This is a genomic window from Mycolicibacterium bacteremicum, from assembly GCF_002086115.1.
GTDB classification, from domain to species: Bacteria; Actinomycetota; Actinomycetes; order Mycobacteriales; family Mycobacteriaceae; genus Mycobacterium; species Mycobacterium bacteremicum.
The window spans coordinates 1-19,122 of the sequence record NZ_MVHJ01000044.1; the positions used below are offsets into that span (position 1 = coordinate 1).

General features: G+C 68.5%; 22 protein-coding genes. 8 read left to right on the plus strand and 14 right to left on the minus strand.

The genetic code is table 11. The features are described from left to right. Positions 1-166 precede the first annotated feature (166 nt). From BST17_RS27065 to BST17_RS27075, 3 genes are read right to left on the minus strand one after another with little or no spacing between them, the layout of a single operon-like run. Complete coding sequence (locus BST17_RS27065) at positions 167-793, minus strand: hypothetical protein (RefSeq protein ID WP_083062105.1); 627 nt, start codon at positions 791-793, stop codon at positions 167-169. An 18-nt stretch (positions 794-811) separates the two neighbouring features. After that, a complete protein-coding gene (locus tag BST17_RS27070) occupies positions 812-1,456 on the minus strand; it encodes a PaaI family thioesterase (RefSeq protein WP_083062106.1) in 645 nt (214 codons plus the stop codon). Continuing rightward, a complete protein-coding gene (locus BST17_RS27075; protein ID WP_083062107.1) occupies positions 1,453-2,742 on the minus strand; it encodes an adenylosuccinate synthase in 1,290 nt (429 codons plus the stop codon). Before BST17_RS27075 ends, BST17_RS27070 begins: the two co-directional genes overlap by 4 nt. A gap of 69 nt (positions 2,743-2,811) precedes the next feature. Between BST17_RS27075 and BST17_RS27080 the strand changes: the two genes are divergently transcribed. From BST17_RS27080 to BST17_RS27090, 3 genes are read left to right on the plus strand one after another with little or no spacing between them, the layout of a single operon-like run. Continuing rightward, positions 2,812-3,393, plus strand: a complete 582-nt coding sequence (locus tag BST17_RS27080; protein ID WP_083062108.1) for a peptidase M50 — start codon at positions 2,812-2,814, stop codon at positions 3,391-3,393. A gap of 29 nt (positions 3,394-3,422) precedes the next feature. Then, positions 3,423-4,202, plus strand: a complete 780-nt coding sequence (locus tag BST17_RS27085) for a site-2 protease family protein (protein WP_083062109.1) — start codon at positions 3,423-3,425, stop codon at positions 4,200-4,202. Between the two features lie 42 nt (positions 4,203-4,244). Further along, positions 4,245-5,135 (plus strand): cation diffusion facilitator family transporter, encoded by an 891-nt coding sequence (locus tag BST17_RS27090; protein WP_083062110.1) that lies wholly within the window; start codon positions 4,245-4,247, stop codon positions 5,133-5,135. 10 nt (positions 5,136-5,145) lie between these two features. Here BST17_RS27090 and BST17_RS27095 read toward each other — a convergent pair whose 3' ends face one another. After that, positions 5,146-5,562, minus strand: a complete 417-nt coding sequence (locus BST17_RS27095) for a DUF3151 domain-containing protein (RefSeq protein WP_083062111.1) — start codon at positions 5,560-5,562, stop codon at positions 5,146-5,148. Between the two features lie 80 nt (positions 5,563-5,642). Between BST17_RS27095 and BST17_RS27100 the strand changes: the two genes are divergently transcribed. Next, on the plus strand, positions 5,643-6,332 hold the full coding sequence (locus BST17_RS27100) for an Rv0361 family membrane protein (RefSeq protein ID WP_083062112.1): 690 nt from the start codon (positions 5,643-5,645) through the stop codon (positions 6,330-6,332). A gap of 29 nt (positions 6,333-6,361) precedes the next feature. Here the strand turns inward: BST17_RS27100 and BST17_RS27105 are convergent, their stop codons facing one another. Together BST17_RS27105 and BST17_RS27110 are read right to left on the minus strand one after the other, a co-directional pair. Then, on the minus strand, positions 6,362-6,781 hold the full coding sequence (locus tag BST17_RS27105) for an ester cyclase (protein ID WP_234807852.1): 420 nt from the start codon (positions 6,779-6,781) through the stop codon (positions 6,362-6,364). Further along, positions 6,771-7,661, minus strand: a complete 891-nt coding sequence (locus BST17_RS27110; RefSeq protein WP_083062114.1) for a helix-turn-helix transcriptional regulator — start codon at positions 7,659-7,661, stop codon at positions 6,771-6,773. The genes BST17_RS27105 and BST17_RS27110 overlap by 11 nt, the downstream gene beginning before the upstream one ends. A 146-nt stretch (positions 7,662-7,807) precedes the next feature. On the opposite strand from BST17_RS27110, the gene BST17_RS27115 reads away from it, so the two are divergent. Further along, the gene (locus tag BST17_RS27115; protein ID WP_083062115.1) at positions 7,808-8,584 is read left to right on the plus strand and encodes an SDR family oxidoreductase; all 777 of its coding nucleotides are present in this window, start codon (positions 7,808-7,810) and stop codon (positions 8,582-8,584) included. A gap of 68 nt (positions 8,585-8,652) precedes the next feature. Here the strand turns inward: BST17_RS27115 and fbaA are convergent, their stop codons facing one another. After that, complete coding sequence (fbaA, locus tag BST17_RS27120; RefSeq protein WP_083062116.1) at positions 8,653-9,690, minus strand: class II fructose-bisphosphate aldolase; 1,038 nt, start codon at positions 9,688-9,690, stop codon at positions 8,653-8,655. Positions 9,691-9,791: 101 nt separating this feature from the next. Between fbaA and BST17_RS27125 the strand changes: the two genes are divergently transcribed. Further along, positions 9,792-10,289 (plus strand): lipoprotein LpqH, encoded by a 498-nt coding sequence (locus tag BST17_RS27125; RefSeq protein ID WP_083062117.1) that lies wholly within the window; start codon positions 9,792-9,794, stop codon positions 10,287-10,289. Positions 10,290-10,314: 25 nt separating this feature from the next. Further along, complete coding sequence (locus BST17_RS27130; protein ID WP_083062118.1) at positions 10,315-11,007, plus strand: DedA family protein; 693 nt, start codon at positions 10,315-10,317, stop codon at positions 11,005-11,007. Here the strand turns inward: BST17_RS27130 and BST17_RS27135 are convergent. Then, complete coding sequence (locus tag BST17_RS27135) at positions 11,004-11,606, minus strand: TetR/AcrR family transcriptional regulator (RefSeq protein ID WP_083062119.1); 603 nt, start codon at positions 11,604-11,606, stop codon at positions 11,004-11,006. The genes BST17_RS27130 and BST17_RS27135 overlap by 4 nt on opposite strands. Positions 11,607-11,655: 49 nt before the next feature. Between BST17_RS27135 and BST17_RS27140 the strand changes: the two genes are divergently transcribed. Continuing rightward, positions 11,656-13,068, plus strand: a complete 1,413-nt coding sequence (locus tag BST17_RS27140; RefSeq protein WP_207573724.1) for an MFS transporter — start codon at positions 11,656-11,658, stop codon at positions 13,066-13,068. Between the two features lie 9 nt (positions 13,069-13,077). On the opposite strand, the gene nhaA is transcribed toward BST17_RS27140, so the two are convergent. Genes nhaA through ttfA form a run of 6 tightly spaced genes read right to left on the minus strand, consistent with a single transcriptional unit; the run spans position 13,078 to position 19,102 of the window. After that, the gene (gene nhaA, locus BST17_RS27145; protein WP_109750329.1) at positions 13,078-14,865 is read right to left on the minus strand and encodes a Na+/H+ antiporter NhaA; all 1,788 of its coding nucleotides are present in this window, start codon (positions 14,863-14,865) and stop codon (positions 13,078-13,080) included. Next, complete coding sequence (locus BST17_RS27150; RefSeq protein WP_083062120.1) at positions 14,862-15,968, minus strand: glycoside hydrolase family 76 protein; 1,107 nt, start codon at positions 15,966-15,968, stop codon at positions 14,862-14,864. The genes nhaA and BST17_RS27150 overlap by 4 nt, the downstream gene beginning before the upstream one ends. A gap of 14 nt (positions 15,969-15,982) precedes the next feature. Further along, positions 15,983-16,627 carry a TrmH family RNA methyltransferase gene (locus BST17_RS27155; RefSeq protein ID WP_083062121.1) on the minus strand — a complete coding sequence of 215 codons (645 nt, stop codon included), beginning with the start codon at positions 16,625-16,627 and terminating at the stop codon, positions 15,983-15,985. Beyond that, complete coding sequence (locus BST17_RS27160) at positions 16,620-17,519, minus strand: hypothetical protein (protein ID WP_083062122.1); 900 nt, start codon at positions 17,517-17,519, stop codon at positions 16,620-16,622. The genes BST17_RS27155 and BST17_RS27160 overlap by 8 nt, the downstream gene beginning before the upstream one ends. Further along, a complete protein-coding gene (locus tag BST17_RS27165; protein ID WP_083062123.1) occupies positions 17,519-18,286 on the minus strand; it encodes an SDR family NAD(P)-dependent oxidoreductase in 768 nt (255 codons plus the stop codon). Before BST17_RS27165 ends, BST17_RS27160 begins: the two co-directional genes overlap by 1 nt. Next, positions 18,287-19,102, minus strand: coding sequence for a trehalose monomycolate transport factor TtfA (gene ttfA, locus BST17_RS27170; RefSeq protein ID WP_083062124.1), 816 nt, complete (start codon positions 19,100-19,102; stop codon positions 18,287-18,289). It abuts the gene before it with no gap. Between the last annotated feature and the right edge of the window lie 20 nt (positions 19,103-19,122).

Here is a 19,122-nt window from a genome sequence, read left to right on the forward strand (position 1 = left end):
CCACCGAGATCCCGAGAACCAGGCACATCAGCCTCCTCGACCACGACAACCGCGAGCCCACCCTGCCCACCCGACAACGCACCCGACAACAGGACCGCGAATATCGCATCAACGCCGAACGCGTCCGCAACGCACTGGAGATCGCCCTCGACGGCGACCCGCCCTTTTAAGAGTGCAGGTCGATCACTCCGGCCCGGACCAGTAGCAGCACGCTGACCACCAGCACCCAGATCGGGAAGGCCAGCGTCAGCCACATGCTCAGGTCACTGGCGATCAGAAGCCCCACCGCCGCAACGTAGGTCACGATCACCAGCCAGCGCGGCATCAGCTTGGTCTTGAGCCAGATGGTCGCCAGCGACATCATGAACACCGCCGCCATCCGGAGGGCATACGTCTTGGACACCGTCAACAGCACCATCTGGCCGAAGGCCGCGACGTCCGGATCCATCGCTGCGCCACTGCGTTCCAACCCGGCTCCGACACCGGCCGCCAGGAACATCATGGCCAGGAACAACAATCCACTGCCGATGAACACCGTCGAGAAGAACTTGTCTTCGTATGCTCCGAATCCGTCTCGCACCACTGCGATAAACCAGAGGAATGCGATACCCGCGAACGGCATCAGGGTCGCAGACACCCGCATATGACCGCTGGCGCCGTCGATCCACTGCGCACCCGACTCGGCGCCCTCGGGCAATGCCAGCCGGATCAGCACCAGCGCCGTCCCGAACAGCAGCGCGAACAGCACGCCGGCCACCGCGGCGGCGTGGGGCGTGGTGAGGCGGGACGTCACGCAGCCATGGTCACACGATCACGGCTGGCCGGGCAGCAATCTGATCATCAGTCCGTTGCTCTCGGCCAGCACGTTGCCCTCGCCATCGAGCAGTTCGGCGTTAACGAAAGCCTTCCGCCCCTCGGCGTCGCGCAACCAACCGCGCACCGTCAACGGGGTGTCGATGGGCGTCACGCGCCGATAGTCGACATGCAGGAATGCCGTGCGACTGATCGGCCGGCCCGTCGCGTGGATCACCATGCCGAACACCGAGTCGAACAGCAGCGGCAGCACACCGCCGTGCACGGCATGATTGCCACCCACGTGAAAGCGGCTGAACTGCACCGTCAGCTCGACACCATCGGCCTCGAACTTGGTGACATGCCATGGCGGCATCAGCAGACTGCCCGCACCGGGCAGCGACGGCACCCGGTTGGCCGGGCCGACTCCTTCGCCGGCCACCGACGGTTCCAGCAGCGCCACCAGCTGCTCGGTCAGATCGGCTGCGGCACCCCAGGTCTCGCTGTCGGGATTCGCCGATACGGCCAGGTCCTGGGCCCGGCGCATCGCGGTCAGGAAGCGTTCGAACCCGGGTCCGGGATCGGCCGCCTCGAACACCGGAAACCCACCGTGCCGGTCGTACTCGGGATCCGCGCGCCGCGGATCAAGCCCGAAATCGGTCACGCCAGGATGTCCCGGCGCACGATGGTCTGTTCCCGACCCGGCCCGACGCCGATGCACGAAACCTGGGCTCCGGCAAGCTCTTCGAGCCGCAACACATAATCACGCGCGTTCTTGGGCAGATCGTCGAATTCACGCGCGGCGGAGATGTCCTCCCACCAGCCCGGCAGTTCCTCGTAGATCGGCTCGGCCTTGTGGATATCGGCCTGCGTCATCGGCATCTCGTCGGTGCGCTTGCCGTCCACGGTGTAACCGACGCACACCGGCACCGTCTCCAGGCTGGACAGCACGTCGAGCTTGGTCAGGAAGTAATCGGTGATGCCGTTGACGCGGGTCGCATACCGGGCGATCACGGCGTCGAACCAACCGCAGCGACGCGCGCGTCCGGTCGTCACGCCGACCTCGCCACCGGTCTTGGCCAGATACGCGCCGTGCTCGTCGAACAATTCGGTCGGGAACGGGCCCGACCCCACCCGGGTGGTGTAGGCCTTCAAGATGCCCAGCACCGTCGTGATCCGCGTCGGCCCGATACCCGAGCCCACCGACGCGCCACCGGCGGTCGGGTTGGACGATGTCACGAACGGATAGGTCCCGTGGTCGACGTCGAGCAGGGTGCCCTGCGATCCCTCCAGCAGCACGGTCTCGCCGTCCTCGAGGGCCTGGTTCAGCAGCAGCCGGGCATCGGCGATGCGGTGCTTGAACCCCTCGGCCTGGGCCAGCAGGTTCTCGACGACCTCGGCCGGCTCGAGTGCCTTGCGGTTGTAGATCTTGACCAGCACCTGGTTCTTGAAGTCCAGGGCGGCCTCGATCTTGGCGGCCAGCAGTTCTTCGTCGAGCACATCGGCGACCCGGATGCCGATGCGCGCGATCTTGTCCTGATAGCAGGGCCCGATACCGCGACCGGTCGTGCCGATCTTCTTGCTGCCCATGTACCGCTCGGTGACCTTGTCGATGGCGACGTGGTACGGCATGAGCAGGTGCGCGTCGGCGGAGATGAGCAGGCCCGACGTGTCGACCCCGCGCTCCTCCAGACCCGAGAGCTCCTTGAGCAGCACACCCGGGTCGACCACGACACCGTTGCCGATGACGTTGGTGACACCCGGGGTGAGGATGCCCGAGGGGATGAGGTGCAACGCGAAGTTCTCCCCGGTCGGCAACACCACGGTGTGACCCGCGTTGTTACCGCCCTGGTAGCGAACTACCCATTGCACACGTCCACCGAGTAGGTCGGTGGCTTTTCCTTTGCCCTCGTCACCCCACTGAGCGCCGATGAGCACGATTGCCGGCATGGCATTTCTCCCGCTTAAAGTGATGCAGCCGGTGACCCACCCTATCCGAGCGGAGCCCTAGGAGTTGCGTTGGCCACAAATGACGTGGGCGTTCTGCTGTTCGGCGGGCGGCGCACACCCCGTGCGCTCCGCGGTTTGCCCAGCATTTCGGTCGATCAGGCCACCGATTTCCGGCGTCTCGTCGTGGTGGGCGCGGACAAGGATCTGGCCGCCGTCCTCAAGCAGCTGCTGCGAGCGGACCGCTTGGACATCGAGGTCGCGCAGGTGCGCCGGCCCTGGACGGCCCGCCGAGCGTTGTCCGGCAGCGCGACCCGTGTCCCGCTGATCCGGGACGAGACCGGGTCGGTGATCGTCGGTGCCGCGGTGTGGGTCGGTGAGAACTCCGCATTGACCGGCGAGGCCGTGGTCGACGACACCGTGCTGTTCGACGGCGAGGTGACCGCGGTGCGCGTCGAACCGATCCCTGACCAACCGGGTCTGCGCGCGACCGTGCTGACCCGGCACATGCGGCCCGGTCGCTGGGTGACCGGCCGGGCAGCCCAGCTCGGCACTCCGGGCGCACTCGTCATGCGCGACGGGGAACTGGGGACGCGGCCGGTGAAGAGGTCGACGTTCTATCGCCACACGCAGGGCTGGCTGGCCGTCCGGTGACAAACCCGCGCAATAGGTAGCGTCGGGACGTGAACATCAGACCGCTGCGTCAGTCGGTGCGCCCCAGCCCGATCTTCCTGGCGATCGTCGCGCTCACCATCGCCGGCGGGGTCGGCGCCTGGTTCTGTGCTGACCGGGTCGAGCCGCTGTCCTACGCGTCGGTGTTCGTCCTGGTGATCGCGGGCTGGCTGGTGTCGCTCTGCCTGCACGAGTTCGGCCATGCCTATACCGCGTGGCGCTTCGGCGACCACAACGTCGAGGTCCGCGGGTACCTGACGCTCAACCCCCTGAAGTACGCCAATCCCCTGCTGTCGCTCGGCCTTCCGATGCTGTTCATCGCCATCGGCGGGATCGGGCTGCCGGGCGGTGCGGTCTACCTGCACACCTCGTGGATGACCGCACGGCAACGCACCCAGGTCAGCCTGGCCGGCCCGCTGGCCAACCTGGTGTTGGCCGTCGCGCTGCTGGCCGCGACGCGGCTGTTCTACGACCCCGCCCACGCGGTGTTCTGGGCCGGCGTGGCCTTCCTGGGCTTCCTGCAGGTGACCGCGGTCCTGCTGAACCTGCTGCCGATCCCGGGTCTCGACGGGTACAACGCACTGGAACCGCACCTGAAGCCGGAGACGCAGCGCGCCCTGAACCCGGTCAAACAGTGGGGCTTCATCATCCTGCTGGTCGTGCTGCTGGTGCCGCAGCTCAACCAGTTGTTCTTCGGTGCGGTGTTCTGGTTCGTCGAGCTGTCCGGCGTGCCCAGCCAGTTGTCGATGCTGGGCGGCGGCCTGACCCGGTTCTGGTCCGCCTGGCTGTGACCCCCTTGCGACATATGCATACTTCCGCATATATTCGCCGTTATGGGAGCCGGATACGACCACAGCCACTCCGGCGGTGACACGCGCGTCGGACGCATGATGATCGGCGCGGCGATCCTGGCCACGTTCTTCGTGGTCGAGCTCGTCACCGCGCTGAGCATCAACTCGATCGCCCTGCTCGCCGATGCCGGGCACATGCTCACCGACCTGGTCGCCATGTTCATGGGCCTGACGGCGGTGCTGCTGGCCCGCCGCGGCTCCACCTCGCCCGCGCGCACCTACGGCTGGCACCGCGCCGAGGTCTTCACCGCCGTCGCCAACGCCGCACTGCTGCTCGGTGTTGCCGGCTTCATCCTCTACGAGGCCATCGAACGACTGGGCGCGGCTCCCGATGTCCCCGGCGTCCCGCTGATCGTCGTCGCGCTGGCCGGCCTGCTGGCCAACGCCGTCGTGGTGCTGCTGCTGCGCTCGGATTCCGAGCACAGCCTGGCGGTCAAGGGCGCCTACATGGAGGTCGTCGCCGACACGGTCGGCAGCATCGGCGTGCTGATCGCCGGCATCGTCACCGTCACCACCGGTTGGCCGTACGCCGACGTCGTCGTCGCCGTCCTGGTCGCGCTGTGGGTGCTGCCACGCGCCTTCGCCCTGGCCCGCGCCGCGCTGCGGATCCTCAGCGAGTCCTCACCGCGGCACATCGACGTCGACGAACTGCGGACCGCGCTGGAGAAGGTCGACGGTGTCACCGGCGTGCACGATCTGCACGTGTGGACGCTGGTGCCCGGCAGGGACATGGCCACCGCGCATCTGACGAGCAGTTCGGACACCGCCCGGGTGCTGGTCGACGCGCAGGCGGTGCTGGCCGCACGCGGCCTGGAACACGCCACCGTCCAGGTGGAGGCCGCCGACGGCGACTGCGGGGCCCACGGCTGTTGAGGACGGGCGGTCAGGCCAGCCCGAGTGCGGCCCGCGCGCCGGGATCGCAGTCGTCGAGCAGGTCCAGGCAGCGCGCGTACTCCGGGGTCTCCCCGATGATCTGCGCTGCCCGGGCCAGCGCGGCCACGCAGCGCAGGAAGCCGCGGTTGGGTTCGTGCGCATACGGCACCGGGCCGAAGCCCTTCCACCCGTTGCGGCGCAGCTGATCGAGGCCGCGGTGGTAGCCGGTGCGCGCGTAGGCGTAGGCGGTGACGGGCTGGTCCTCGGCCAGCGCGGCCTCGGCCAGCGCCGCCCAGGCGACCGACGCACTCGGGTGCGCCCCCGCCACGATGGCGGGATCTTCGCCGGCGGCCAGATCCCCTTCCGCCTCGGTGTCACCCGGCAGCAGCACCGGATCCGGCCCCAGCAGGTCGCCCATTCGCGTCATGCGCCTATTGTGCCGTGCGGGGATATGCCGCCAGTGATTAGGCTTGCGGAGAGCGTTCGCGAGGGAGGACTGCAGTAGGGATGTCGAACCCAACAGGACCCGAGGACGGCAAGACCGAGCCCACGGACGCAGCGGAGGCCGAGGATTCCTCGGAGCGCCGGTTCACCGCGCCGTCCGGTTTCGACGGCTCGACCCAGATCATCCGGTCGGTGCCCGAGCCACCCACCGAGATCTTCGCCGCGGGCGAGCCCACGGAGATGATCGACACCTCCAAAGTGGCTGCACCCCAGGTGATCCCACCGCGCGATGACGCACCCAAGGCGGCGACGCGACGGCGCAGCTGGGGCTGGGTGATCGCGGTGGTACTGGTGATCGCCGCGGTGGCCGCGGTGGCCATCTTGGGCACCGTGCTGCTGACCCGCGGCAACGACGGCGCGGCCTCCCAGGAGGAGCAGGTGCGCTCGACCATCGAGAACTTCGACGTCGCCATCCAGAACGGTGACCTGGCCGCGCTGCGCGGTCTGACCTGCGGCGCCACCCGCGACAGCTACGTCCGCTACGACGACAAGGCGTGGACCGAAACGCACCGCCGGGTCGCGGCCGCCAAGCAGTACCCGGTGGTGGCCAGCATCGACGAGGTCGTGGTGGTCGACGACCACGCCGAGGCCAACGTCACCTCGTTCATGGCCTACGCCCCGCAGACGCGGTCGACGCGCAGCTTCGATCTGCAGTTCCGCGACGACCAGTGGAAGATCTGCCAGAACGGGTGAGCTGCCGGTCTCGGACCGGATGAGAAGAACTAGCGGGCGCCCAGTTGTTCGAGCACCGAGAACAGGTTGGCCACGCCCCAGTGTTCGACGATCTGTCCATCGCGCACCCGCATCGCATCGACGGTGTCGAACTGCACGGTTCGCCCGGTGGCGGGGATGCCGAGAAAGTCACCCTGGTGTGTCCCGTGATAGGTCTTGAACGTCGTCACGACGTCGCCGTCGGCGGTCTGCCAGTGGATCTCGGGCCGGAAATCCGGGAACGCATCGCGCAGCCGGTGATACAGCACCCGGACGCCGTCTTTGTCGGCACTGGTGCCGGGCTGTGGCGTGTGGTCGACGAAGTCGTCGGCGAACAACTTCTCGAACAGCTCGAAATCGCCCTGCCCCTGCACTCTCTCGGTGTTGAGGCGGACTATGTCGATCGCGGCCAGTTCGACATCATCGTGCACGGTGGGGCTCCTTGTCGGACGAGGGGGCGGGGGCGACCGGCTCGTGCCAGTTCGCCAGGAGTCGTAGGGCATTGTCCGAAGCGGAATTCGGCTCTGCGGTGTAGACGATCAAGGTCTGGTCTTCGTCACCGCACGGGTTCAGCGCCTGATAGGTGACCGTCAGTTCGCCGACGACCGGGTGATGGTAGCGCTTGGAACCGGTGGTCCGGCGCTGTACATCGTGCCGGGACCACCACGTCCGGAACTCCCGCGAGTGGATCGACAGTTCACCGATCAAGGCCGACAGTCTGGGGTCGTCGGGATATCGACCGGCGTCGTGCCGCAGCATCGCCACCGTGTCGATGGCGACCTGCGCCCAGTCGGCGTAGAGCTCACGCGCGTGCGGGTCGAGGAAGACGAAGCGCGCCTGATTCCGGTCGGCGGCAGGAAGCCGGCGGAAGTTCACGATCAACGCCCCGGCGAGCCGGTTGTGGGCCAGCACATCCAGCCGCCTGCCCAGGACGAACGCCGGCGAGCTGACCAGATCCAGCCGGTCCAGCAGACTCAGCGTCTCCTGACCGACCCGTTGCGGACGGAGACGTTTGTGCCGCTTTGCAGGTTGTGGCCGGCCGAGCTGGTGGAGATGGTCGCGCTCGACATCGTCGAGCTGCAGCGCGGTCGCCAGCGCGTCCAGCACGTCGACCGAGGCGCTACGGCTGCGGCCCTGTTCGAGCCGCGTGTAGTAATCGACACTCACACCGGCCAACTGGGCGAGCTCCTCGCGGCGCAGTCCCGGCACCCGTCGGCGCGCCGACTGTCCCGTCAGCCCGACAGCCGCCGGGGACAGCCGCGCCCTGCGGGTGCTCAAGAAGTCGGCCAGCTCCGACCGGTTGCTGTTCACCCGTCAAGTTTCGCGCGAGTTGCGTGGGCCGTCATGTCCGAGGGTGGCCCAGTTGATCCCTGGATCGAATGGGCCGGTTCCGTGGCGTCTGCGGCGCCGCCTCACCGGTTGTGTGGAGTGCACGTCCACACGAAAGGAACACCCTGATGTCGAACGTCATCACATCGATGCCATTGACCGGCCGCATCGCGGTCGTGACCGGTGCCTCCAGTGGCATCGGCGAAGCCACCGCGGCCAGGTTGGCCGAGCTGGGCGCCACAGTCGCCGTGATCGCACGCCGGGCAGACCGCCTCGATGCCCTGGTCAGGCGAATCGAGGCGGCCGATGGCACCGCGCTTGCGGTGCCTGTCGACGTGACCGAACGCGACGCCGTCATCGCGGCCGCACAGCACATCGCCGACGAGATCGGGTCACCGGACCTGGTATTCGCCAACGCGGGTGTCCAATTGATCTCGCCGATCGATGAACTACGGGTCGATGACTGGCAGACCCAGATCGATCTGAACATCACCGGAGTCATGAACACGATCGGCGCGTTCGTCCCGCATCTCGTCGACCGAGCCGCCGCGGGCAGGCCGGCGGATCTGATCACCACATCGTCCATCGCGGCGACACGCGTGTTGGAGAAGTTCTCGGTGTATTCGGCGACCAAGGCCTATCTGAGCCAACTCACCCGGCTGCTGCGGGTGGAACTGGGCCGCAAGATGGTGCGGGTGTCCACGATCGAACCCGGGATGGTGGACACCGAGTTGCCCGACCATGTCACCGATCCGGACGCGAGCAGGCTGATGGCCGATCTGATCGACCAGATCGATGTGCTGAGCCCGTCCGATATCGCCGAGACGGTGGCGTTCGTCGCGTCGCTGCCCAGGCATGTCAATCTGACCGAGCTCACGATCCTGCCCACCCAGCAGGCAATCTGACCCGCAACCGACAACGGCGCGGGGTCGTACGAGAACGTACGACACCGCGCCGAGGTTGTGTGCCGACGTCAGCCGGCGGAAACCGACCGGCCCGCGCTGTGCAGGTCGTTGCAGGCCTCGATGACGCGCTCGGTCATCCCGGCCTCGGCCTTCTTCAGGTAGCTGCGCGGGTCGTAGACCTTCTTGTTGCCGACCTCGCCGTCGATCTTCAGCACACCGTCGTAGTTGGTGAAGAAGTGTCCGGCGATCGGCCGGCTGAACGCGTACTGGGTGTCGGTGTCGACGTTCATCTTCACCACGCCGTAGCGCAGCGAGTCCTCGATCTCGGACTTCAGCGAGCCCGAGCCACCGTGGAAGACGAAGTCGAACGGCTTGGCGTCGCCGGACAGGCCCAGCTTGGCCGCGGCCACCTTTTGGCCCTCGGCCAACACCTCGGGGCGCAGTTTCACGTTGCCCGGCTTGTAGACGCCGTGCACATTGCCGAAGGTGGCGGCCAGCAGGTACTTGCCGTGCTCGCCGGTGCCCAGGGCGTCGATGGTCTTCTCGAAGTCCTCGGAAGAGGTGTAGAGCTTGTCGTTGATGGCGTTCTCGACGCCGTCCTCTTCACCGCCGACGACACCGATCTCGATCTCCAGGATGATCTTGGCCTCGGCCGACAGCTTCAGCAGCTCCTTGGCGATCTCCAGGTTCTCGTCGATCGGCACGGCCGAGCCGTCCCACATGTGCGACTGGAACAGCGGGTTCTGGCCGTTCTTCACGCGCTCGGCCGAGATGGCCAGCAGCGGGCGCACGAAGCCGTCCAGCTTGTCCTTGGGGCAGTGGTCGGTGTGCAGCGCGACGGTGACGTCGTACTTGGCGGCGACGACGTGCGCGAACTCGGCCAGTGCGGTCGCGCCGACCACCATGTCCTTCACGCCGAGGCCGGAACCGAATTCCGCACCGCCGGTGGAGAACTGGATGATGCCGTCACTGCCGGCGTCGGCGAATCCCTTGATCGCGGCGTTGATGGTCTCCGAGGAGGTGCAGTTGATCGCCGGGAAGGCGAACGAGTGCTCCTTGGCACGGCCGAGCATCTCGGCGTAGACCTCGGGCGTGGCGATGGGCATGGACTTCCTCCTGGGTCGCGTGCGCTTTCCCCGGCAGTATCTCAAGAACCCCGCGGCAGCGGCAGGGCGGCTACCGGGTACACGTATTAGCCTTGGGTGAAATGCGCGCCAAGCCGGTCTCGATGATGGTCTCCGCGATCGCGTGCACCCTGGCGGCGGGTTGCGCCACCCCGCTGGCACCGACCGCGGTGCCCACCCCGACGCCGGTCTCCCCCGAGCCGCCGATGCAGGTCGACTCGGTGCCCCGCGGCCGCGCCCAGGTGATCGTCAACGGCGACCTCGGTCCCACCGGACCGGTGGCCTGCGATGACGACGGCGGCCTGACCACGATCAGCGTCGGTGACCCGCTGCTGGGAGTGACGCTGATCGTCACCGACGATGACGTGCCCGCGATCCGGTCGGTGAGCATCGGTGATGTCGGCGGGGTCGCGCTGGCCTATGCCGCCGATGTCACCGCCCTCGGGGCCGCCGGGCGCGCCCCGACCGCCCTGCGCAACGGCGCCACCCTGATCGTCACCGGCGTCGGTAGCGCGACCGACTCCGCGGACCCGGCACGCATCGTGGACTCCGGCTACCGGATCGCTGTGGCCTGTCCCTGAGGTCGAGGCGGTATCTTCAAGCCCCATGACCACCAACCTGGCGCTCATGCCGGATTTCATGGATCCGATCAACCTGCTCAGCTATTTCGGCGGCTGGGCGCTGGTCGGCCTGCTCGTGGTCGTCTTCGTCGAGTCCGGGGTGCTGTTTCCCGTCCTGCCCGGCGATTCACTGCTGTTCGTCGCGGGCATGCTGGCCGCCGGCATCCAGACCGCCTCGGCCGAGGGCAATGTCGCCGATGTCAACTTCCAGTTGTGGCAACTGCTGGTCTTCATCCCGATCGCCGCGATCCTGGGCGCGCAGGTGGGGTACTGGATCGGCCGCAACGTCGGCACGGCGATGTTCAAGCCGAACGCGCGGTTCCTGAAGCAGAAGTACCTCGACGAGGCGCACGTGTTCTTCGAGCAGCGCGGCCCGTTCGCGATCGTCATCGCCCGGTTCGTGCCGATCGTGCGCACCCTGGCACCCATCACGGCGGGCGCGGCGAAGATGAACTACGCGGTGTTCACGCTGTACAACGCCGTCGGCGCCATCGTCTGGGGCTGCGGCCTGACGCTGCTGGGCTACTGGCTGGGCCGCTTCGAGATCATCCAGAAGCTGCTCGAGCCGATCGTCATCGGCATCGTCATCCTGTCGGTGCTGCCCATCGCGATCGAATGGTACAAACGCCGCAAGGCCGTCAAGGACGCCGGCGAGGGCCCACTGGCCGAGCAGGGCTAGAGCCCGTTCCGTAGGGCATCGAAGAGGGCCGTCAGCCGCACCCGGTGGTCGGCGACGACCGGATCCGGCGATTCCGCGGCGACGACGCGGCGGGCGGTGCCGGTCAGCACCGTCGCGTAACCGGCGATGAACAATGCGGCGAACAGCGTCGGGTCTCCGTCGAAGCCGGCGTCACCGTCGAGTTCGGCGGCGAGGGTCTGCTCGAGTTCGGCGGCGATCTCCCGGGCCCGCGCGATCAACGCGGGTGAGGCCGCCACCGTCCGATAGAACGGGATGGACCCCTCCTTGACGCCGGACAGGGCGTGCCGGTCGTCGAGGAGGGCGAAGGCGGTATCGCGCAGCGACTCCAACACCTCGACGCCGGTGGGGCGCTCGCGCACCGCCGCGCGCAGGATGGCGACGGCATCGTCCACCCGGTCGAAGAGCAGATCCTCCTTGCGTGGGAAGTGCTTGAAGACGGTCACGCTGGACACCCCGGCCTGCCGCGCCACCTCGGCCACCGTGACGGTGTCGAAGCCGCGGTCCAGGAAGAGCGTGGTGGCGACGTCGGAGATCTTTCGGCGTGTCAGCGGACCACCGCGCTCCGATGTTCTCGGCATGATTTCCCATCTGTTGACTCACTAAGCTTAGTCACTTAACTTAGTGCATATGACCGTTGCTTCCAGCATTGTCTCCCCCCGGTCGCTCACCCAGGCCTGGGTGGCGCTGACCGGACTCTCGGCGGTGTTCCTGTTCGAGATGCTCGACAACTCCGTCCTCAACATCGCGCTGCCCACCATCGGCCGCGACCTGCACGCCTCGACGACCGCACTGCAGTGGGTGATCGGTGCGTACGCCGTCGTGTTCGGCGGGCTGATGCTGGTCTTCGGCGCCGTCGCCGACCGGTTCGGCCGCCGCCGGCTGATGATCATCGGCCTCACCCTGCTCGCCGCGGCCAGCCTGGCCACCGCGTTCGTCGACACCGCCGGAGAACTCATCGCCGTGCGGGTGCTCACCGGCATCGCCGCCGCCATGACCACCCCCGGTGCGATGGCGCTGGCGTTCCGGTTGTTCGACGAGGACACGCTGCGCCTGCGGGCAATCACCCTCATCTCCACCGTCGGCCTCGTCGGGCTGGCCGTCGGACCGACCGTCGGCGGCCTGGTCGTACAGATCGCGCCGTGGCAGGTGCTGCTGCTGGTGAACGTCCCGATCGCCGTGCTGGCGATCATCGGCATCACCCGCGGCGTGGCCGCCGACCGCTCGACCGATCTGCACCGCGACCCGCTCGACCTCCCCGGCGCCGCGCTGGGGACGGCGGCGATCGTGCTGGCACTGGTGGCGCCCACCCTGTTCGTCGACCGGGGTACCGGTTCCTGGTTGCCGTGGGTGACGGCCGCCGCCGCCGCCGTCGCGACGGGCCTGTTCGTGCTGCGCGAGCGCGCGGCACGCCATCCGCTGATCTCGCTGGAACTCGTTGCGCGCCCGCTGGTTTCCAGCGGCCTGGCGTTCAAGGCGGCGGCCGGGCTGGCGGTCGCCGGCCTCGGTTACCTGGTGACCCTGCAATTGCAGCTGGACTGGGGATGGCCGCCGGCGCTGGCCGCGCTCGGCATGCTGCCCCAGGTCGCGGTGCTGATCGCCGGCAGCGCGTTCGTCAAACCGTTCGTGGCGTGGGTCGGCCCGCAACGCGCCGCCTGGATCAGCGCGTGTGCCGTGGTCGCCGGCCTGGCCGTGTACGGGCTGCTCGCCCGGTTCGGCTATCCGTGGGTCGCGCTGTCCCTGGTGCTGGTGGCCGCGGGCATTGCGGGTGGTCGGCGTGGTGGCCGCGCTCAACGTGCTGCGCGGGCTGCCGCAGGACCGGACCTCCATCGGCACCGCGCTCACCGACACCGCCTCGGAGGTGACGTCCGGCATCGGGGTGGCCGTCGGCGGCACCATCGTGGCGGCGTTGTTCACCGGTTCCGTCGCGACCGCGAATTGGACTGCGGCTCAGACTGTCCAGTTCCGGGAGGCGGTGACGGTCGCGGGGCTGACGTTGACGGTGCTGGCCGCGGCGCTCGTCGCGTTCGGGATGGTGCGTAGCCGCAGGGGTTAGGCCTCCAGCGCCCGGATCAGGCTGGCGGCGTCGTACGGACCGGTGTGCCGGACACCGTTGACGAAGAACGTGGGCGTGCCGCTCAGGTCCATCAGCTCGGCGTCCTCGATGTCATCGGTCACCCGGTGCATCACCTTGGCCGACTGCACGTCCTCGTCGAACCGGCGGATATCGCAGCCGACCCCGTCGGCGTAGCGGTAGATGTGCTGCCATTCCAGGTGGTCCTGCATCTCGAACATGCGCGCGCCCATTTCGAAGAACCGGCCCTGCAGCGCGGCGGCCTCGCTGGCGCGGGCGGCATCCACCGCATGCGGGTGCACCCGCTCCAGCGGCAGATGTCGCCACACATAGCGCAGTCGGTCCCCGAAGTGGGCGCGCACCTCATCGATGGAGCCGGTCGCCCGGCTGCAGAACGGGCATTCGAAGTCGGCGTACTCGACCAGGGTCAGCGGCGCATCCGGGTTTCCGGCGATGTGGTCGCGCTCGGTGTCGACGGCACGCAGCAGGGTGGCGCCGACGGCGACCGGCGGGCTGATCCGGTCGGTGATGGTGAACAGCAGCCAGCCCAGCGCGAACGCCACCACCGAGGCCACCAGCACACCGACGCGGGCCAGGTCCTGGCTCACCGGATCGGTGATGGCGATGTCGACGATGAACAGCGAGATGGTGAAGCCGATACCGGACAGCGCCGCGCCGCCGGCCACCCGCCGCAGCGTCAGGCCCGGCGCCAGCTGACCGATCCCGGTGGCCCGCACGATCGCTGTCGCCGCGGTGATGCCGACGAACTTGCCGACCACCAGACCGGCGATGATGCCCCAGGTCAGTGGGGAGCCCACCGCCAGCCGGATGGTCTCCATGTCGAACTGCACGCCGGCGTTGGCCAGCGCGAACACCGGCAGGATCAGGTAGGAGACGTACGGGGTGAACGCCGTCTGCAGCCGTTCGTTGATGGAGATGGAGTCGCGCAGTCGGCGCGCCGCCTCGCGGGCGTATTCCGAGTTGGGCGACTGCCGGAACGCGCCGATCATCTCGACGGCCTCCTCCACCCGGTCGCGTTCCGGGGTGAACACCGGGATGAGCAGCGCCACCGCGACACCGGCCAGCGTCGGGTGCACGCCGCCCTGCAGCAGGGCCAGCCACAGCGCGACGCCCAGGATCAGGTAGGCCGGCCCGCGCGCGGCGGGCAGCAGCCGGACCGCCGCCAGCAGCGCGATCAGCAGCACCGAGACCAGCAACGGCCACACCTGGACCTGCTCGGAGTAGAACAGCGCGATGGCCAGCAGCGCGCCGACATCGTCGACGACGGCCAGGGTCAGCAGGAAGGTCCGCAGCCGGGACGGGTGTTTGGGCCCGATGATGGCCAGCGCGCCGACCAGGAAGGCGGTGTCGGTGGAGATCACCACACCCCAGGCGCGGGCCTCCTCACCGCTCGGGTTGAAAAGGAAGAACACCAGCGCCGGCATGATCAGGCCGGCCAGCGCGGCGAGCACCGGGACCGCGGCCCGGGACCGGTCGGTGAGCTCGCCGATGACGAACTGGCTCTTGACCTCCAGGCCGACGAGGAAGAAGAAGAAGGTCATCAACGCGTCGTTGACGAGGTGCTTGACGGACATGTCGGCGTGCATGCTGCCGAAGGTCAACCCGACGTGGGTGTCCCAGAAGTCCGTATAGCTCTGTGCCCACGGCGAATTCGACCACAGGATGGCGATCAGGGTGAACAGCAGCAGCAGACCGGCAGCGGTGTTCTCGCCGCTGCGGGCGGCGGTCGGGTTGCGGCGGATCACGCGGTTCCGGCATCCAGGGTGTGCGCGGTCTCCATCAGCATCCAGCCGGAAAGCTGCACGGACAGATCCCGCTCCGGGATCGTCGATGCGTTGACGGCACCGTCGACCGATTCGGCCTGCCGGCCGCCCGCGGTGGGCACCTCGGCGTTGCGGTCCCATGACGGTCCGAACAGCGGCAGCCCGTCGACGGTCTGGCGGAAATCCCAGGCCGACTGCGCGGACTTCAGCACGATCGTGCGCGCGGTCGCGCGGGCCTGCTCGTCGGCGGGCGTGGTGCCGGGCAGGTCGGTGGCCACCAGCGCCAGGTAGCGGGCGGTGATCGCGTTGAACAGGCCGCCGTCGCCGCCTCCGGCACCGCGGATCACGCCGTCGGTCGTCATGTGTTCGGCGACGGCGGCGACGAGCCGGTGCACCCGCTGGGCATGCTCGGGGTCCTCGGTGCGTCGGGCGAGTTCGACCTCGAGGCCGAGCACCACCCCCTGGCAATAGGTGTATTGGGCGCGCACCAGGGACCCGGCCTTGATGCCGTCGAAGACCAGCTTGGTCTCCGGGTCGATCAGGGTGTCGTCGATCCAGTCCGCCATCTGCTGGGCGCGGCGCAACCGGTCATACCGCGCCAGGAAGATCCCGGCCGGGCCGTTGGCCGGGGCGTTGAAGAATTGATCCTGTTTGCGCCAAGGGATTCCGCCGCCGTCCTCGGGCACCCACGAGTTGAGGAACTGCTCGGCAAAGGTGTGCAGCGCCTTGGGTCTACCGATATCGACCAGCCGCTGCGACCGTTCCAGGGCGAGCGCCAGCCAGGCCATGTCGTCGTAGTAGTTGTTGGTCCAGCGCAGGTTGTTGCGCAGATGGTGGCCGCGGATCTGCCGCCTGATGCGGGTGAGCCGCTGCGGCTGCGGGTCCCGCAGCTGCGCGTCGACGAGGCAGTCCAGCAGATGGGCCTGCCACCAGTAGTGCCAGGTGCCGAAGAGGGTCTGTTTGCGCGCCGCGGGCCATGCGGTCACGCCGAGTTGGGTGCCGGGCAGCCCCCACAACCGTCTGAGGTGCCGCTTGGTGATGGCGGCCTCCGAGCTGGCGGCGCGATTAGCCCATACCTCAACCATGACTCGATTTTGCCCTACCAGGCCCTCGATATGTCGGCGTGTGCGCGGACCCAGGCATGCATCGCGATACCGGCCGCCACGCCGGCGTTGATGCTGCGCGTCGAACCGAACTGGGCGATGGACACGGTGAACGCCGCGCCGGCCGAGGCGGCCGGGGTGATCCCCGGGCCCTCCTGACCGAACACCAGCAGGCAATCCCGCGGCAGCACCGCGGTCTCCAGCGGGCGCGATCCGGGCACATTGTCGACGGCCACCACGGTCAGGCCCGCGTCGGCGGCGAACGCCAGCAGTGCGGCGGTGTCGTCGTGGTGGCGCAGCCGCTGATAGCGGTCGGTGACCATGGCGCCGCGCCGGTTCCAGCGGCGCCGACCCACGATGTGCACGGTGTCGACGGCGAACGCGTTGGCGGTGCGCACGACGGTGCCGATGTTGGCATCGCTGCCGAAGTTCTCGATCGCCACGTGCAGCGGGTGTCGGCGTCGGTCGATATCGGCGATGATCGCGTCCCGGTTCCAATACCGGTATGCGTCAACGACATTGCGGGTGTCCCCGGAGTGCAGGAGTTCGGGGTCGTACCGCGGGTCGTCGGGCCGGTCACCGGGCCACGGGCCGACACCGGGGCTCTCACCCCATTCGGTGGGGCCGGGCAGATCAGTCATCGGGAACGGTCCACAGCGCGGCGTGCGTTCCGACCACCGAGACGGTCGGATACAGCAGCGCGGCGGAGATCTCACCCTGGGTGCACATCGAGGCCCGGATCGCGACGGCGTCGCGGGTCTCGTCGGGCAGCACGAGCAGCGAGGATCCGTACAGCGAGCAGGCGTGGGACAGGCCCTTGCCCGGCAGCGTCGGTCCGGTCAGCAGCATCAACGGTCCGCCGCGCTTCTCGGAGTCGTCCCGGTAGCGTTGGGCCAGACCGTCGATCGACAGACCCAACAGCATGTAGCCGTCGCCGGTGAAGGCGTTCGGGTCGCCGATCGCCTCCGGCCGCAACTGCGACCCGTCGGCGGCGAAGCCGTCCACGCTGGTGGAGCGGATGACCAGTCCGGTGTCGTTCTCCGGTGTCGGGGCCAGCCCGACCGGGAAGGCCGCCGCATAGGCGATGGTGGTCTGCGGGATGCGGTCCTGCGGTGAGTACACGTAGATGCCGCGGACCTGGCTCTGGTCCCGCAGCGGCCCCAGACACACTGTGCCACTGAGCCGTTGGGGATCGGCTGCGGTGACAGGTTGCAGGTTCAGATCGGTGACCTCGGCGCACCCGCCGATGGCGTCGGCCTCCAGTGGATGCGACAGCGCCCCGTAGAGACCGAAGCGCAGGCTGTCGGCGGCGACGTGCTCGGCCTTCTCGTCGGCGACGGCGGCGTCCACATCGACGAGCACCTGGTTGCCCTCGAAGCGCAGGTTGGCCACCGAGATGTTCCAGCCGAGCAGCGACTGCGCCTCGCCGAGGGTGGCCTGCTGGGCACGGTACGGGCCACGGTGATCATCATCGCCCGAGCAGCCGGCCAACAGCACCGCCGCCGCCGCCAGCACCGCGATCGCCCTGCGCATCACGTCCGTTCCCGGCCCTTGCCGAACCGTTTGGTCAAGCCGCGCAACAGGGTTCGCGGAAGCAGCCGGCTGCCGGTGGTCAGCGCCTTGTACTGCAGGCCGGGGACGATCACGACAGACCCGTCGGCGACCCCGCGCAGGGTGTCACCGACGACGTCGTCGACCTCGAGCCAGAACCAGGACGGGGTGCCGGCCATGTCGATACCGGCCCGGTCGTGGAATTCGGTGCGCACGAAGCCGGGGCACAGCGCGTGCACGCCCACCCCGGTGCCACCGAGACCGTTGGCCAGGCCCTCGGAGAAGGCGATCACCCAGGCCTTGGAGGCCGAATAGGTGGAGCCGCGGCCGGGCATCAGACCGGCGACGCTCGCCACGTTGATGACGGTGCCGGTGCCCGCGGCCAGCATGGCGGGCAACGCGGCGTGGGTCAGCGCCATGACCGCGGTGACGTTGACGTCGAGCTGGGCTTGCAGCAGCGCATAATCGGCGGTCCAGAATTCGCCGGAAGTGCCGAACCCAGCGTTGTTGACCAGCACCTGCACGCCCTGGCGCAGCCGCCCACAGACGGCATCACGACCCTCTGGCTCGGCGAGGTCGGCGCAGATCACCTCAACCGACACCCCGTGCTGCTCGTGAAGTTCGGCGGCCAGCGTGTTCAGCCGGACCGCATCGCGGGCCACCAGGACCAGGTCATGACCGTCCGCGGCGTAGCGACGGGCGAATCCCGCACCGAGACCGGAGGTCGGACCGGTGATCAGTACCTGCATCTACCGCTGGTAGTGCGGCGCCTGGCGGGGCTGGTGCACCGGCGGACGCTGCTGGGTGTAGCGGCCCACATCGCCCCGGCCGGGCGGGAGGTCGCCGCGGCCGGCGGGCAGTTCGGCAGGCCTGGGGATGAGCGGCCGGCTGGGCGAGCCGCTGCGGCGGGCCAGCGCGGGCTGGCCGGTGCGGGCGCCGTTGTGCCCGGGCTGCTGCACCGGCGGCAACACCCGCAGCAGGTCGTTGAACTGACGGACGGTGCGCAGGCCCTCGTCCCACTGGGCGCGGGTGCTGGTGATCGGCATGGCGACCAGGGTCCAGTTCTGCTCGTTCCACATGATCTCGGCGCAATCGGGCGCGGTGTGGGCGAACGTCACCATTCGGCGGTCGCAGGCACGGCGGGCGGCGTCGAGGTTGGTCGAGTAGACCATCCGCGGGCCGATGGCGCCGAGCAGCCAGATATCGCTCTCGCGGGGCTCCTTGATGTCCTTCAGCCGCAGGTCGACCACCACATTGGTGCCGACCTTGCGGTGCAGGGCGATCACGGTTGCCACATCGTCGAGGTCGAAGACGAACACCGCCTCGCCGCGGATCTGGCCGAGCACCACGTTGCGGGCATGGGCGCTCTCGCCGACGGTCGACATCACGCCGCGCTTCCAGCGGCTCAGGATGTCGGCAGATTCGTGCTCGTAGTCGAAACCGTGCGATTTCGCCCACGACTTACGCCGCCGGCCGAGACCCCGCCGACGGTCGATATCCACGTACAACAGCACAGCCGCTCCCACGAAGCAGAGAGCGGACAGCGTGAACCAGAGAGGAACCATTGCCCTCAGCGTACTTGCTG